Genomic DNA, 14,592 nt, shown 5'->3' with positions numbered 1-14,592 from the left:
CGCGGTTTTCAAGGCGGCGCTACAAGTTCAGCGCAGGCCCGGCATCATGCCCTTCATCCCGCGCATCATCTTCATCAGGCCGCCGCCTTTGAGCTTCTTCATCATGGTCTGCATCTGGTCGTACTGGTTCAGCATGCGGTTCACTTCCTGCACCTGCACGCCCGCGCCCGCCGCGATGCGGCGCTTGCGGTTGGCCTTGATCAGTTCCGGCTTGGCGCGCTCCGCCGGCGTCATCGAGTCGATGATGCCGACCATGCGGCGCACCTGCTTTTCGGCCTGGTCCATGTTGGCGCCGGCCGCGGCCTGCTGGAACTGGGCCGGCAGTTTATCCAGGAGACCGGACATGCCGCCCATCTTCTTCATCTGGGTCAGCTGCGCCTTGAAGTCGTTCATGTCGAACTTGCCGCCGCCTTTGATCTTGTTGGCCAGCTCGGTCGCGGCCTGGGCATCCACGCCCTTGCGTGCTTCTTCGACCAGCGCCAGGATGTCGCCCATGCCCAGCACGCGGTTGGCCATGCGGGTCGGATCGAAGGCTTCCAGGCCGTCCAGCTTTTCGGACACGCCGGCGAACTTGATCGGCTTGCCGGTCACATGGCGCACGGAGAGTGCCGCACCGCCGCGCGAATCGCCATCGAGCTTGGTCAGCACCACGCCGGTGAGAGGCAGCGCGTCGTTGAAGGCCTTGGCGGTGTTGATCGCATCCTGGCCCAGCATGGCGTCGACCACGAACAGGGTCTCGACCGGATTGACGGCAGCGTGCACGGCAGCGATCTCCTGCATCATCGCTTCGTCGATACCGAGGCGGCCGGCGGTGTCGATGATCAGGACGTCGTGGTAGTGCTTCTTGGCCCAGTCGAGCGCGTTGCGCGCGATGTCGACCGGCTTGTCGTTGGCAGTGCTCGGGAAGAAGTCGGCGCCGACCTGCTTGGTCACCGATTCCAGCTGCGCGATCGCGGCGGGGCGGTAGACGTCGGCGGAAACGGTCAGGACCTTCTTCTTCTTCTGCTCTTTCAGGTACTTGGCGAGCTTGCCGGTGGTGGTGGTTTTACCCACACCCTGCAGGCCGGCCATCAGGATGATCGCCGGCGGCTGCTGGGCGAAGGACAGCTGGGTGGCGTCCGGGCCGAGGTCGGCGCCCATCAGGGCGGCCAGTTCGCGCTGCACCACGCCGACCAGGGCCTGGCCGGGGCTGAGCGAACCGATGACTTCTTCGCCCAGCGCTTTTTCTTTGACTTTGGCGATGAACTCGCGCACCGCCGGCAGCGCCACGTCGGCTTCCAGCAGGGCCATGCGCACTTCGCGCAGCATCTCGGCGGTATTTGCCTCGGTAAGGCGCGCCGCGCCGCGCATGGTCTTGACGACCTTGGCAAGGCGTTGGGTCAGGTTATCTAGCATGTCTGCGTCTTCGGAAAAACTTCGGGAAATGATTGCTGCCGCCCGGGCGATGGCGCCAGGTGGCGGGGGAAACCGTCATTTTACCTCAGTGCGGCCGCGCTGAACCGCCGCGGCCGCCGCACTGTTGCAGCCTCAGCGCCGCAGCACCAGGCGGTGCACGCCGGCATCACTGATCAAGGCATAGGAAGCGCCGTCGATCGGGGCGCCACCGTAGTACGCGCGCTCGTCCAGACAGGTGAACGGCGGCGCCGGCACGAAACTGGAGCAGTAGGGCGCGCTCGTCTCCACGCTCGCGGTCCCGTCGGGCGCGACGCGCATCAGCTTGCGGCTCGCCTCGTCCCAGCGGTAGGTATTGCCATTCATGTCCGCATTCAGGCTGGCGGGCAGGGCGCTCAGCGTGGTCACGACGCCGGCGGGCGTCACCTTGCGCGGCGTGCCCCGGTCGCTGACGTACACATTGCCGTCGGGGTCGACACCGACGATGCTAGGCTCCAGGAAGCGTGCGGCACTGCCGGTGCCATCGAGCATGGCGCCGATCTGTTCGCCTTCGGTGCCGGCCAGCACGGAGATCACGCCGGCCGGGGTGATCTTCAGGATCGCCGGACCGGACGATGTTTGCACGCCAGGCAGGACGATGCTAGCGCCCGGCACGACGGCAAAGTACAGGTTGCCCGCGCGATCCAGGCCGTAACCCGCGCTGAAGTACAGCCGCTGGGCGTTATTTGCCGTATCCGCTTGGCCAAACCACATGCGCTCGTTATTGATACGACCGATGAGCTTGGTGATGGTCCCGTCCGGCGCGACCTTGACCAGCTCCGGCGGCCCTCTCCTGAGCGGCGCGGCATCGATCAGCAGCAAGATGTACACATTGCCGGCATGGTCGGCCCGTACAACGCGTGGACGGAGCATCGTCGGTTCGTTTTCTTCCGCAGGCGGACGCCACGCGATCCTGGTCAAGCCGGCCAGGCCCGGATCCGGCGCCACGGCCAGCGTCATTGCCGCGCTGGCGCCGTCGCCGCTGGCCGTCACGGTGACAGTCGTGTGCGCCGCAAGGTCGGCCGGCGGCCGGTAGCTGACGGCGTTGCCGCTGTCCGCACTGAGCGAGCCGGGCGCGCCGGGCGCTAGCTGCCAGCGCACGGTGCCGCCGCTGGAGAGCGCGGCGGTGATCGGAATGGCGCTGCCGCCCGCCAGGGTGCGGAACGTCGGGCTGGACAGGTTCAGGGTGGCGGTCGGGACCGGTGGCGGCTGGACCGGGGGCGCGGGCGGCATCGGGCCGATCGGCGGTGCGGTGGCGGCATCGCCGCCACCGCTGCTGCCGCCGCAGGCAGTCAGGAAAGCGCACAAAGCCAGGGCAGACAGGGTCTTCATGGAATTCGGAATCATGGATGGGTTGGCAACGCACATTATCCCAGCCGTCAGGCGTCCAAATATCTTCAAATGTCACGGCGGCGCTGCTGAAGGACACATTCATATACAGCTTGTAACGTTCCGTTTGCTATTTCTCAGAGACAAATTTCCTCTAGGAATGCATCGTGCCTGTTGGTTCGCAGGCACTTGCCGCCGCGTTCCTTCACAACGAGGAGAGAGGAATGAAGCTGATTGGAATCATCATGGTGTCCTGGCTGGCGCTGTGCGGCGTGGCGCAGGCCCGGGACGTGGTCAGGCTGGGCAACTTGAAGCTGGCGCATTTTGGCGCGGTTTCCTATATCAAGGAGATGGCACCGGCATGCGGCATCAAGGTCGAGGAGCGCGTGTTCGCCAAGGGGCTCGACGTGATGCAGGCCATTATCGCGGGCGAGCTGGACGTGGGCGCCACCGCCTCCGAGGCGGCCATCTCGGGCCGCGCCAGCGGTGCGCCGATCGTCGTGGTGGCGGGATTCGCCAGGGGCGGTGCGCGGCTGGTGGCGCGTCCCGAGCTGAACATCCGCAGCGTGGCCCAGCTCAAGGGGCGCAAGGTCGGCGTGACCCGCGGCGCGATCCAGGAAGTGCTCCTGATGGCGCAACTGGCCAAGCACGGCCTCAAGGCCGACGCCACGCCCGGCAAGGACGTGCAACTGGTGTACCTGGCCTACGCCGACCTGAACCAGGCCCTGCTCGGCAAGCAGATCGACGCCATGATGCAGTCCGAGCCGCAGTCCTCGCAGGCCATCAACAAGGGCCTCGGCGTCGAAGTCCTGAAGCCCTACGACACGCCGATCGGCGAACCGGTGCGCACCATGGTCATGACCGAGCAGTTTTACCGCGAACGGCGTCCGCTGGCCGAGAAGTTCATGCGCTGCTTCGTCGAGGCTACCCGCACCTTCATCGACAAGCCGGCCGTGGCCGAGAAATACGTGCGCGAGGCGATCTTCAAGAACCAGATCACCAGCGACGACTTCCAGGATGCGATTCGCAACTCGCCGTATTCCTTCGACATCACGCCCGAGCACATCCAGGTCACCACCGACATCATGGCCCGGACCGGGGTAGGGCGCATGGCGAAACCGCCGGTGGCCCAGGACTGGGTGCGCACCGACCTGCTGGCGGCCGCCAAGAAAAGCCTGGACGTGAAGTGAGGAGCGAACATGGACACTCGGAACAGGCGTAAGCATTCCCGTGAACGTTGGAAGGAGATGGCGGTCGGCGCGGTGGTGCCGGTGGCGGCTATCCTGTTCGTCACCCACAGCATCGAGGAGGCGGTCTACCTGGCGGACCGGATCGTCGTCATGACCTACCGGCCGGGCACGGTCAAGCGCGACCTGCTGGTCGATATCCCGCGCATGCGCGACCCGGCGGCGCCGGAGTTCAATGCGCTCAAGCGGGAGCTGGGAGTGATGGTGATGGAAGAGCAGCAGCGGCATCATACGGAGGAGTTGAGGATGGCGGCGGTGGACTAGGCGCTTCATTATGTCTCAGCGGCGGGGAAGGGCCTGCCACCGGCGTTTCCCGATGGTGTAGACTCCTATTATGCAGAATTCCCTCTTCCTCGCCGCGACCCTGCTGTACGCGGTGTGCGCCCTGCTGCCGTCGCGCCGGGGCGCCGTCATCTCAAGCGTCACCGCCGTGGCCTGGGCGGTGCACGGCGCCGCGCTCGGGCTCGACGTGGCCGAGCCCGGCCAGCTGCGCGTCGGTTTCGCCATCATGCTGTCGAGCGCCCTGTGGGTGTCGGTGGCCGCCTACTGGCTCGAGAACCGCAATTTCGCCCTCGACGGCATGCGCCGCCTCGTCATGCCCTTCGCCGTCGTGGCGGCAGCCTTGCCGGTGATCTTCCCCGGCAGCCTGCTGCCCCTGAGCGGCCAGTCGCCCGCCTTTGGCTGGCACGTCGTGGTCGCGGTGCTGGCCTACAGCACGCTCACCATCGCCGCCTTCCACGCCGTGCTGATGGCCCTGCAGGAGGCGCGGCTGCACACGCGCACCGCCAGCGGCGGCTGGCTCGGCAACGCACTGGACCAGCTGCCGGCGCTGCTGACCATGGAAAAGCTGCTGTTCCGCGTGATCTGGATCGGCTTTATCCTGCTCAGCCTTACCGTGCTGTCGGGCGTGGTGTTCTCCGAACAGCTGTTCGGCCGGGCCCTGCGCCTCGACCATAAAAGCGTGTTCGCGCTGCTGTCCTGGCTGCTGTTCGCCGCGCTGCTGGCAGGCCGCCGCTGGCAGGGCTGGCGCGGCAAGACCGCGCTGCGCTTCACGCTGGCGGGCTTCGCCACCCTGGCGCTGGCCTACGTCGGCAGCCGCTTCGTGCTCGAAGTCGTCCTGCACCGGGGGGGAGCATGAGCCGCATCGTGTTCTGGATCCTCCTGATCGGGCTGGTCGTGTTCGCGATCCGCGCCAAGCTCAAGGGCCTGTCCGCGCGCCAGCAGCCGCCGCTGGATGCACAGCCGCGCCGCCAGCCGCCGCCGGCCGAAATCGAAACCATGACCCAGTGCGCGCACTGCGGCATCCACTTCCCGGCCTCCGAGGCGGTCCACGCCGACGGCCACGACTACTGCTCGCCGGGCCACGTGCGCCTGCCGCCGCGGTAAGCCGGCCGATGTCGCCAGCAGCGGTGCTGTCCCCCGAAGCGCGCTCGACCCTGTGGCGCTCGCTCCAGACCTTTACCGTCACCCGCATCGTCATCGCGCTGGTGCTGCTGCTCTACCTGGGCGTGCGCATCACCGACGCGGGCGTGCGCCTGGATACTGCCAATGCCGCAACCTGCCTGTTCTACCTGGCGGCGGCGCTCCTCTTCGGCGCGCTCGGCGCTTGGTGGCGGCACCGCTTCGCGTTGCAGCTGGGCTGCCAGATCGCGGTCGACCTGGCCGTGATCTCGCTGCTGTACCTGGAAGCGGGCGGCATGCGCAGCGGCCTCGCGATCCTGTACCTGTTCCCGCTGGCCGGCGCCGCCATCCTGGCGCCGTTGACGCTGGCCTTGTTCTCGGCTTCGATCGCCACCCTGTTCCTGCTGGCCGAGACCAGCTGGCAGGTCTTCATGCAGGACCGGCAGCCCTCGCTCATGCAGGCCGGCCTGTACGGCGCGGCCTTCTTCGCCGGCGTGCTCGTGGTGAACCGCCTGGCGGCGCGCCTGATCAAGCAGGAAGAACTGGCCGCGCAGCGCGGCATCGACCTGCGCATCCAGCAGGCGATCAACGCGATCGTCATCGCCGACGTCGGCGACGGCATCCTGGTGGTGGGCGACGACAGCACCGTCTTCACCGGGAACCCGGCGGCGCGCCGCATGCTCGGCCTGGAAGGGGAGGCGGCGGCGTTCCGGCTCGGCGAGGCGCCGGGACTGGAGCCACTCGACCAGGCCTTCAGTGCCTGGCTGCGCACCCCTGGCGAAGGCGCGTCCTTCGTCACGGTCAAGCCCTACCAGGAAGATGCCGGCCCGCTGCGCGGCCGGCGCGACCAGCCGGTGCACCTGAAGCTGCGCTTCGCGCGGGTGGATACCCTGGGTGTCGCGCCGGGACGCAGCGTGGTGTTCATGCAGGACGTCAGCGCCATCGAGAACCAGGCGCAGCAGCTCAAGCTGGCCTCGATGGGGCGCCTCACCGCCAGCATCGCGCACGAAGTCCGCAACCCGCTGTCGGCGATCGGCCACGCCACCGCGCTGCTGGCCGAAGACCTGCACGGCCCGGCCGAGGTGCGCCTGCTGAAGATCATGGGCGACAACGTGGCGCGCGTGAACCGCATGGTCGAGGACATCCTGCAGCTGTCGCGCAAGGTGCAGCCGAACGGCGAGCCGGTGCAGCTGGCAGCCTTTCTCTCCGAGCTGAAGGCCGAATTCTGCGAAACCCATGGGCTGGCGGATGATATAGTCCATGTAGGGGACGCCGGGACGAGCGCGGTGCGCTTCGATCCGCTGCACCTGCACGAAGTGCTGCTCAACCTGCTGGGCAACGCGATCCGTTACGCCAGCCGCGAGCCGGGCAGCATCCGCATCTTCCCGGCCCTGGACGCCGCCGGCCGCATCGAGCTGCACGTGCAGGACGACGGCCCCGGCATCACGCCGGAAGTGCGCGCTCACTTGTTCGAGCCCTTCTACACCACCTCGAGCAAGGGCACGGGCCTGGGCCTGTACCTGGCGCGCGAGCTGTGCCTGAACAACGACGCGAAGCTCGACTACGAATACCGCTTCGACCCCACCGCCGCGGGGCCGCGCCGGGCGAGCGGGCGTTTCGTGATCAGCTTCTCGCAGCCGGCCTGAGATTCAGCCGTATATATATATAGTTAGAGAAAACCATGACCGCACCCCGCATCCTCGTGGTCGACGACGAAGCCGACCTGCGCGAACTGCTCGAGATCACCCTGCTCAAGATGGGGCTGGATGTCGACAGCGCCGCCACGCTGCGCCAGGCGCGCGCCCTGGTCGAGGAACACGACTACGCGTTGATCCTGACCGACATGCGCCTGCCGGACGGCCTCGGGCTGGAACTGGTGCGCGAGGTGACGGCATCGCACAAGGGCACGCCGATCGCCGTCATCACGGCCTACGGCAGCGCCGAGAACGCGGTGGTGGCGCTCAAGGCCGGCGCCTTCGATTACATCTCGAAGCCGGTGGCCCTGGACGCGTTGCGCGTGATGGTGCGCTCGGCCCTGAAATTGCTTGATGCTCCGGCGGCGCAGCCCGGCGGCGCCGCGCCCGGATCGCGCATGATCGGTACGTCGGCCGCGATGGGGGCGCTGCGCGCCCAGATCGCGCGGCTGGCGCGCTCGAACGCGCCGATCTCGATCACCGGCGAATCCGGCAGTGGCAAGGAACTGGCCGCGCGCGAGATCCACGCCCAGAGTTCGCGGGCAAACAAACCCTTTGTGGCGGTGAACTGCGGGGCGATTCCCGAGACCCTGATGGAAGCCGAGTTCTTCGGCTACCGCAAGGGCGCCTTTACCGGCGCGGCCGAGGAGCGCGACGGCTTCTTTCAGGCCGCCAACGGCGGCACCCTGATGCTGGACGAAGTGGCCGACCTGCCGCTGCCGATGCAGGTCAAGCTGCTGCGCGCCATCCAGGAGCGGCGCGTGCGCAAGATCGGCGCCACCACGGAGGAGCCGGTGGACGTGCGCATCATCAGCGCCACCCACCAGGACCTGGCCAAGTGCGTGGAGCAGGGCAGGTTCAGGCAGGACCTGTTCTACCGCCTGAACGTGATCGAACTGTCGCTGCCGCCGCTGCGCGAGCGCATTAACGACCTGGCGCCCCTGACCGACGCGATCCTGGCGCGCCTGGCCGGCCCCGGCCAGGCCTCGCTCGGGCCCGGCGTGCTGGACGCGTTGCGGGCCTATTCCTTTCCGGGGAATATCCGCGAACTGGAGAACGTGCTGGAGCGGGCGCTTGCCTTTGCCAACGACGGCGTGATCGAAGTGGCCGACCTGTCGCTCAAGGCGGCGCGGCCCGGTGATGCGGCCGTACACAAACCGGCCGTGAGCGCGCCGGCGCCGGCACCCATGCCGGAACCGGTGCCGGCGCCGGCGCCCCTTCCGGCAGGGACGGCGCCCGCACCCGCCATGCTCGGCCCGAACGGCCTGCCCAGCAACCTGCCCGAATACCTGAGCCAGGTGGAGCGTGACATCATCGGGCGGGCCCTGCAGCAGACCCAGTTCAACCGCACCCAGGCAGCCAGCCTGCTCGGCATCAGCGTGCGCCAGCTGCGCTACCAGATGCAGAAACTGGAGATCTGCGCGCCGGACGACCACACGTGATCGGCTACCTGCCAAAGTGGTAGACGGCATGTCATCCTGTTGTCTTTTCGCCAGTGCAAAATGTACAAGCCTGATGCGTCGCGCATGTGGCTGATGAAGCCTTGTGCAGCGTTCTGGAACAAGGTTAGTGTCCACTCACCGCATACCGCCCGTCGTTCTGGCCATATGGGCTTGTCAAGCCTGCGCACCAAAAAAAACGCAAAAAATTACCCGCCGCGTCACTTGCCGTGACCTAGGTCAGGCACTACAATTAGTCTCATATCAAGTTCGAACACTAGATGTAGTGGTAGTGACCCAAAAGCAACTAGATTCACGTTCGACTTGAAGCTTGCTCTGCAAGCCACTGATTCAACAGCGATTTCCGCCCTGCCGCATTGATCTCTTGCTTGGTTGCCAGTAAGAACGTCCAGCTGGCGGGGCATCGCTTTGCTTAAAATTTTGTCGGGTTGACAAGTCCGGCTCAAGACAAACGACGGCAGGTACCCGCTGCTCACTGGAGGCTCAATGCAAACAGCACAAGACATTTCGATCAATCCGCACGTCACCCCAGGCGCGTCGGCCAACGCCACGCCCGCAGAGATCGTCGCGCGTGGTGACTACCGGGTTATTCGCCGTAACGGCGCCGTGGTCGCGTTCGAGCCGCACAAGATCTCGGTCGCGATGACCAAGGCCTTCCTCGCCGTCGCCGGCGGGCAGGGCGCCGCATCGGCCCGTATCCGCGAACTGGTGGAGCAGCTGACCAACAACGTGGTGGCCGCCCTCGTGCGCCGCCAGCCGAACGGCGGCACTTTCCACATCGAAGACGTGCAGGACCAGGTCGAGCTGTCGCTGATGCGCTCGGGCGAGCATGACGTCGCGCGCGAATACGTGCTGTACCGCGCCAAGCGCATGGAAGAGCGCCGCGCCGCCAAGGAAGCCGCTGGCGGTACCCCGGTCGCCGCGCCGCAGATCCACGTGGTCGACGGCGGCGAGCGCCGTCCGCTGGACATCAACGACGTCCACGCCCTCGTGAACGCCGCCTGCTCGGGCCTGGAAAAGCACGTCGATGCCGACGCCATCGTCGCCGAGACCCTGAAGAACCTGTACGACGGCGTGCCGGTCGAAGAGCTGCACAAGTCGGCCATCCTGGCCGCCCGCGCCCTGATGGAAAAAGACCCGGCCTACAGCCAGGTCACCGCACGCATCCTGCTGCATACCATCCGCAAGGAAGTCTTCGGCCGCGAAGTGCCGCAAGCCGGCGCCGCCGCCGAATACATCACCTACTTCCCGAAATATATCGCCAAGGGCATCCAGAACGAGCTGCTGGACGAAGAGCTGGGCAAGTTCGATCTCGAGCGCCTGGCGAAGGCCATCGTCGCCGACCGCGACCTGCAGTTCGGCTACATCGGCCTGCAGACCCTGTACGACCGCTACTTCCTGCACGTGCGCGAAACCCGCATCGAGATGCCGCAGGCCTTCTACATGCGCGTCGCGATGGGCCTGGCCCTGCGCGAAGCCGACCGCGAAGCGCGCGCCATCGAGTTCTACAACCTGCTGTCGTCGTTCGACTTCATGAGCTCGACCCCGACCCTGTTCAACTCGGGCACCCGCCGCTCGCAGCTGTCCTCGTGCTACCTGACCACCGTCGGCGACGACCTGGAAGGCATCTACGACGCCATCAAGGAAAACGCGTTGCTGTCGAAGTTCGCCGGCGGCCTGGGCAACGACTGGACCCCGGTCCGTGCACTGGGCTCGCGCATCAAGGGCACCAACGGCAAGTCGCAGGGCGTGGTGCCGTTCCTGAAAGTGGTCAACGACACCGCCGTGGCGGTGAACCAGGGCGGCAAGCGCAAGGGCGCGGTCTGCGCCTACCTGGAAACCTGGCACATGGACATCGAGGAATTCCTCGACCTGCGCAAGAACACCGGCGACGACCGCCGCCGCACCCACGACATGAACACCGCGAACTGGATTCCGGACCTGTTCATGAAGCGCGTGATGGAGAAGGGCCACTGGAGCCTGTTCTCGCCGAGCGAAACCCCGGACCTGCACGACAAGGTCGGCAAGGCCTTCGAAGAGGCGTACGTCGCCTACGAAGCCAAGGCCGCACGCGGCGAAATGACCGTGTACAAGAAGGTCGAAGCGCTCGACCTGTGGCGCAAGATGCTGTCGATGCTGTTCGAGACCGGCCACCCGTGGATCACCTTCAAGGATCCTTGCAACATCCGTTCGCCGCAGCAGCACGTCGGCGTGGTGCACTCGTCGAACCTGTGCACCGAGATCACGCTGAACACCAGCGCCGACGAGATCGCCGTCTGCAACCTGGGCTCGGTGAACCTGCCGCAGCACATGAAGGGTGAGGGCCTGGATCACGCCAAGCTGCAGAAGACCATCCGCACCGCGATGCGCATGCTGGACAACGTCATCGACATCAACTACTACGCCGTGGACAAGGCGCGCAATTCGAACCTGCGCCACCGCCCGGTGGGCATGGGCATCATGGGCCACCAGGACTGCCTGCACATGATGCGCGTGCCGTTCGCGTCCGAGAAGGCCGTGGAATTCGCCGACAAGTCGATGGAAGCCGTCTGCTACTACGCCTACCTGGCCTCGACCGAACTGGCCGAAGAGCGCGGCCGCTACGAGACCTACGAAGGTTCGCTGTGGGACCGCGGCATCCTCCCGCAGGACTCGATCAAGCTGCTGGCGGAAGAGCGCGGCGGCTACCTGGAGCAGGACACCAGCGAATCGATGGACTGGACCGTGGTGCGCGAGCGCATCAAGCAGTTCGGCATGCGTAACTCGAACTGCGTGGCGATCGCCCCGACCGCGACGATCTCGAACATCATCGGTGTGTCGGCCTGCATCGAGCCGACCTTCCAGAACCTGTACGTGAAGTCGAACCTGTCGGGCGAATTCACCGAGATCAATTCGTACCTGGTGCGCGACCTGAAGGCGCGCGACCTGTGGGACGAAGTGATGATCGCCGACCTGAAGTACTTCGACGGTTCGCTCTCCAAGATCGACCGCGTGCCGCAGGACCTGCGCGACATCTACGCCACCGCGTTCGAAGTCGAGCCGAAGTGGCTGGTGGAAGCCGCCTCGCGCCGCCAGAAGTGGATCGACCAGGCCCAGTCGCTGAACATCTACATGGCCGGCGCCTCGGGCAAGAAGCTGGATGAAACGTACAAGCTCGCGTGGCTGCGCGGCCTGAAGACCACCTACTACCTGCGCACCATCGCGGCGACGCACATGGAGAAGTCGACCACCCGTACCGGCGCCCTGAACGCTGTGCCGGTCTCGGGCGGCCTGGCGGCCGGCCATGCGGCTCCGGCAGCGAATGGTCCGGCGGCGTCGGTTCCTGCAGCAGCACCGGAAGTGGTGGAAGGCGCCGCCTGCTACCTGCGTCCGGGCGACGCCGGCTTCGACGAATGCGAAGCCTGCCAATAAGCGAAGAATGAAGGTGGAGCCGGCCGGATGGCGGGCTCCCACCGTTAACTCTACCGAATCAACAAGATTGACCGTCCGCCTCGCGCGGACGCTGCCACGAAAGAAGGAAATCACCATGCTCTCCTGGGACGACGAACCAAGCACCGCCCCGCGCGCTCCGCAAACCCCTCTTGACGCCGCAGCGCCGGCCGCCGAAGTCGCCAAGCGCGTCAACGCCGACGACAAGCGCATCATCAACGGCCAGACCGACGTGAACCAGCTGGTGCCGTTCAAGTACAAGTGGGCATGGGACAAGTACCTGGCCGGCTGCGCCAACCACTGGATGCCGCAGGAAGTCAACATGCAGCGCGACATCGAGCTGTGGAAGAACCCGAACGGCCTGACCGAGGACGAGCGCCGCATCGTCAAGCGCAACCTCGGCTTCTTCGTGACCGCCGACTCGCTGGCCGCCAACAACATCGTGCTGGGCACCTACCGCCACATCACCGCGCCGGAATGCCGCCAGTACCTGCTGCGCCAGGCCTTCGAGGAAGCGATCCACACCCACGCCTACCAGTACATCGTCGAGTCGCTGGGCCTGGACGAGCGCGAAATCTTCAACGCCTACAACGAGATCGAGTCGATCCACGACAAGGACCAGTTCCTGATCCCGTTCATCAACGTCCTGACCGATCCTGAGTTCAAGACCGGCACCCTGGAAAACGACCAGAAGTTGCTGAAGTCGATCATCGTCTTCGCCTGCCTGATGGAAGGCCTGTTCTTCTACGTCGGCTTCACCCAGATCCTGGCGCTCGGTCGTCAAAACAAGATGACCGGCGCCGCCGAACAGTACCAGTACATCCTGCGCGACGAGTCGATGCACGTGAACTTCGGCATCGACCTGATCAACACGATCAAGATGGAAAACCCGCAGCTGTGGACCCCGGCCTTCCGCGAAGAGCTGAAGGCGCTGTTCCTGCAGGCCGTCGACCTCGAATACCGCTACGCCGAAGACACCATGCCGCGCGGCGTGCTGGGCCTGAACGCCCCGATGTTCAAGGGCTACCTGCGCTTCATCGCCAACCGCCGCGCCGTGCAGATCGGCCTGGATCCGCTGTTCCCGAACGAAGAGAACCCGTTCCCGTGGATGAGTGAGATGATCGACCTGAAGAAGGAGCGTAACTTCTTCGAGACCCGTGTGACCGAGTACCAGACTGGCGGTGCGCTGAGCTGGGACTGATTCTCCCGTATCCGCTTCATGAAACCCGGCTGCTCGCAATGGCAGCCGGGTTTAATGAGATGGTCACCCTCCACCCTACAAGTTACTAAGCTTGTAGGGTGTTTTCATTTTTGGACGGAGGCCATCATGCAAGACGTCGCTCTCATCGGCATCGATCTCGGCAAGCACGGCTTTCACGTGCACGGACAGGATCGGCACGGCAAGGCGGTGTTGCGCAGGAAGTTCGACCGCAAGCACCTGATCACGTTTCTCGCCAACTTCCAGCCTTGCACGATCGTGATGGAAGCCTGTGCCAGCGCCCACTGGATGGCGCGGCAGCTGTCGGCACTTGGCCACGAGGCCAAACTCATTTCCCCTCAGTTTGTCCGGCCCTTCGTCAAGGGCAACAAGAACGACTTCATCGATGCAGAAGCGATCTGCGAAGCGGCCAGCCGGCCATCAATGCGTTTTGTCACGCCCAAGACTGAAGCCCAGCAATGCCTGTCGGCCCTGCACCGAACGCGCGAGTCGCTGATGCGCGACCGGGTCAAGGCAATCAACCAGATCCACGCCTTTCTGCTCGAGTTTGGAATCGGCCTGCCCAAAGGCCCGGCAATCATACGGCGCCTGCCTTCCGTACTGGCAGAGCACGCTCTGCCAGTACGGCTGGTCAGCCTGATCGAGAGACTGCGTGCCCACATCAAGTATCTCGACGAGCAGCTCGACGAGCTCGAAAAGGAGCTGGGCAGGCAACTGCAGGAAGACGACCTTGGACAGCGCCTGATGGCGATTCCTGGCGTCGGACCGATTACTGCGAGCGCCTTGTCGGCCGAGATGGGCGACGGCAAGCAATATGGCTGCGGACGCGATTTCGCCGCCTCGCTTGGCCTGGTGCCCCAGCAGCACAGTACTGGTGGGAGAGCGAATCTGCTGGGCATTAGCAAACGTGGCGACAAGAATATCCGACGCCTGCTGGTGCAATGCGCGCGATCCTACATGCGCGGTTTGGACCGGCATACCGACCGCCTGGCGCAGTGGGCCCGCTCCATGCTGGAGCGACGACACTCCAACGTCGTGGCGTGCGCACTGGCGTACAAGCTGGCCCGCACGGCCTGGGCCATGGCCGCACACCATACCGAATACAAAATGCAAGAGGCCGTCACATCGCTGTGACGGCCTCCCGAGCTTGCTGTACCTAACCACCTACTTGGTTTTGCGACGCTGATACTGGATGACGTGAACGGCACACCGGCCTGATGGATAACCTGGCAAAAAAATCGGCTCATCAAGCCGCGGGTTTTTTTAGGACCATCAGGCGCGAACTCTCATCGTGGCGCGGAGCAAGTCTCCAGCATGACGCCGGATAGATTTGAGCAAGCCAACTACATCATACAAATCAGCTTGCAAAAAGGAGGGTGACC

The 14,592-nt window shown here is 65.3% G+C and carries 10 protein-coding genes and 1 pseudogene; 9 read left to right on the top strand and 2 right to left on the bottom strand.

The features are described from left to right. Positions 1 to 27: 27 nt before the first annotated feature. Entirely contained in the window at positions 28 to 1,395 is a 1,368-nt protein-coding gene (gene ffh, locus MA09_RS16915; RefSeq protein ID WP_036251080.1) for a signal recognition particle protein, read from the bottom strand. A 132-nt stretch (positions 1,396 to 1,527) separates the two neighbouring features. Next, positions 1,528 to 2,763 carry a hypothetical protein gene (locus tag MA09_RS16910; protein WP_036251078.1) on the bottom strand — a complete coding sequence of 412 codons (1,236 nt, stop codon included), beginning with the start codon at positions 2,761 to 2,763 and terminating at the stop codon, positions 1,528 to 1,530. Positions 2,764 to 2,984: 221 nt separating this feature from the next. Between MA09_RS16910 and MA09_RS16905 the strand changes: the two genes are divergently transcribed. The 9 genes and pseudogenes from MA09_RS16905 to MA09_RS16865 all read left to right on the top strand — a co-directional run bounded on the left by MA09_RS16905 (position 2,985) and on the right by MA09_RS16865 (position 14,344). Beyond that, a complete protein-coding gene (locus MA09_RS16905; protein WP_036251075.1) occupies positions 2,985 to 3,950 on the top strand; it encodes an ABC transporter substrate-binding protein in 966 nt (321 codons plus the stop codon). A 90-nt stretch (positions 3,951 to 4,040) separates the two neighbouring features. Continuing rightward, positions 4,041 to 4,271: pseudogene (locus tag MA09_RS16900) on the top strand (ABC transporter ATP-binding protein); the annotation flags it as partial. A gap of 70 nt (positions 4,272 to 4,341) precedes the next feature. After that, positions 4,342 to 5,145 (top strand): inner membrane protein YpjD, encoded by an 804-nt coding sequence (locus tag MA09_RS16895; RefSeq protein WP_036251070.1) that lies wholly within the window; start codon positions 4,342 to 4,344, stop codon positions 5,143 to 5,145. Beyond that, positions 5,142 to 5,393 carry a PP0621 family protein gene (locus tag MA09_RS16890; protein ID WP_036251068.1) on the top strand — a complete coding sequence of 84 codons (252 nt, stop codon included), beginning with the start codon at positions 5,142 to 5,144 and terminating at the stop codon, positions 5,391 to 5,393. Before MA09_RS16895 ends, MA09_RS16890 begins: the two co-directional genes overlap by 4 nt. A gap of 8 nt (positions 5,394 to 5,401) precedes the next feature. Continuing rightward, positions 5,402 to 7,054, top strand: coding sequence for a nitrogen regulation protein NR(II) (locus MA09_RS16885; RefSeq protein WP_036251065.1), 1,653 nt, complete (start codon positions 5,402 to 5,404; stop codon positions 7,052 to 7,054). Between the two features lie 35 nt (positions 7,055 to 7,089). After that, positions 7,090 to 8,544, top strand: a complete 1,455-nt coding sequence (locus MA09_RS16880) for a sigma-54 dependent transcriptional regulator (protein WP_036251060.1) — start codon at positions 7,090 to 7,092, stop codon at positions 8,542 to 8,544. Positions 8,545 to 9,048: 504 nt separating this feature from the next. Further along, positions 9,049 to 11,973 (top strand): ribonucleoside-diphosphate reductase subunit alpha, encoded by a 2,925-nt coding sequence (locus MA09_RS16875; RefSeq protein ID WP_036251059.1) that lies wholly within the window; start codon positions 9,049 to 9,051, stop codon positions 11,971 to 11,973. A 115-nt stretch (positions 11,974 to 12,088) separates the two neighbouring features. Continuing rightward, positions 12,089 to 13,192 carry a ribonucleotide-diphosphate reductase subunit beta gene (locus tag MA09_RS16870; RefSeq protein ID WP_036251056.1) on the top strand — a complete coding sequence of 368 codons (1,104 nt, stop codon included), beginning with the start codon at positions 12,089 to 12,091 and terminating at the stop codon, positions 13,190 to 13,192. 126 nt (positions 13,193 to 13,318) lie between these two features. Beyond that, positions 13,319 to 14,344: an IS110-like element ISMass1 family transposase gene (locus tag MA09_RS16865; RefSeq protein ID WP_036251053.1), complete on the top strand. Its 1,026-nt coding sequence runs from the start codon at positions 13,319 to 13,321 to the stop codon at positions 14,342 to 14,344. Positions 14,345 to 14,592 lie beyond the last annotated feature (248 nt).

Origin of the sequence: Massilia sp. BSC265, from assembly GCF_000740675.1 — a bacterium.
In the GTDB taxonomy this organism is placed as follows: domain Bacteria; phylum Pseudomonadota; class Gammaproteobacteria; order Burkholderiales; family Burkholderiaceae_D; genus Telluria.
Note: the sequence above shows the minus strand (reverse complement) of the source record. Positions and strands in the feature narration are given on the sequence as shown.

What these genes read in the sequence shown, in the direction of transcription:
- ffh (WP_036251080.1), bottom strand. Translation starts at nt 1,395, where the DNA reads ATGCTAGATAACCTGACCCAACGCCTTGCCAAGGTCGTCAAGACCATG.
- MA09_RS16910 (WP_036251078.1), bottom strand. Translation starts at nt 2,763, where the DNA reads ATGAAGACCCTGTCTGCCCTGGCTTTGTGCGCTTTCCTGACTGCCTGC.
- MA09_RS16905 (WP_036251075.1), top strand. Translation starts at nt 2,985, where the DNA reads ATGAAGCTGATTGGAATCATCATGGTGTCCTGGCTGGCGCTGTGCGGC.
- MA09_RS16895 (WP_036251070.1), top strand. Translation starts at nt 4,342, where the DNA reads ATGCAGAATTCCCTCTTCCTCGCCGCGACCCTGCTGTACGCGGTGTGC.
- MA09_RS16890 (WP_036251068.1), top strand. Translation starts at nt 5,142, where the DNA reads ATGAGCCGCATCGTGTTCTGGATCCTCCTGATCGGGCTGGTCGTGTTC.
- MA09_RS16885 (WP_036251065.1), top strand. Translation starts at nt 5,402, where the DNA reads ATGTCGCCAGCAGCGGTGCTGTCCCCCGAAGCGCGCTCGACCCTGTGG.
- MA09_RS16880 (WP_036251060.1), top strand. Translation starts at nt 7,090, where the DNA reads ATGACCGCACCCCGCATCCTCGTGGTCGACGACGAAGCCGACCTGCGC.
- MA09_RS16875 (WP_036251059.1), top strand. Translation starts at nt 9,049, where the DNA reads ATGCAAACAGCACAAGACATTTCGATCAATCCGCACGTCACCCCAGGC.
- MA09_RS16870 (WP_036251056.1), top strand. Translation starts at nt 12,089, where the DNA reads ATGCTCTCCTGGGACGACGAACCAAGCACCGCCCCGCGCGCTCCGCAA.
- MA09_RS16865 (WP_036251053.1), top strand. Translation starts at nt 13,319, where the DNA reads ATGCAAGACGTCGCTCTCATCGGCATCGATCTCGGCAAGCACGGCTTT.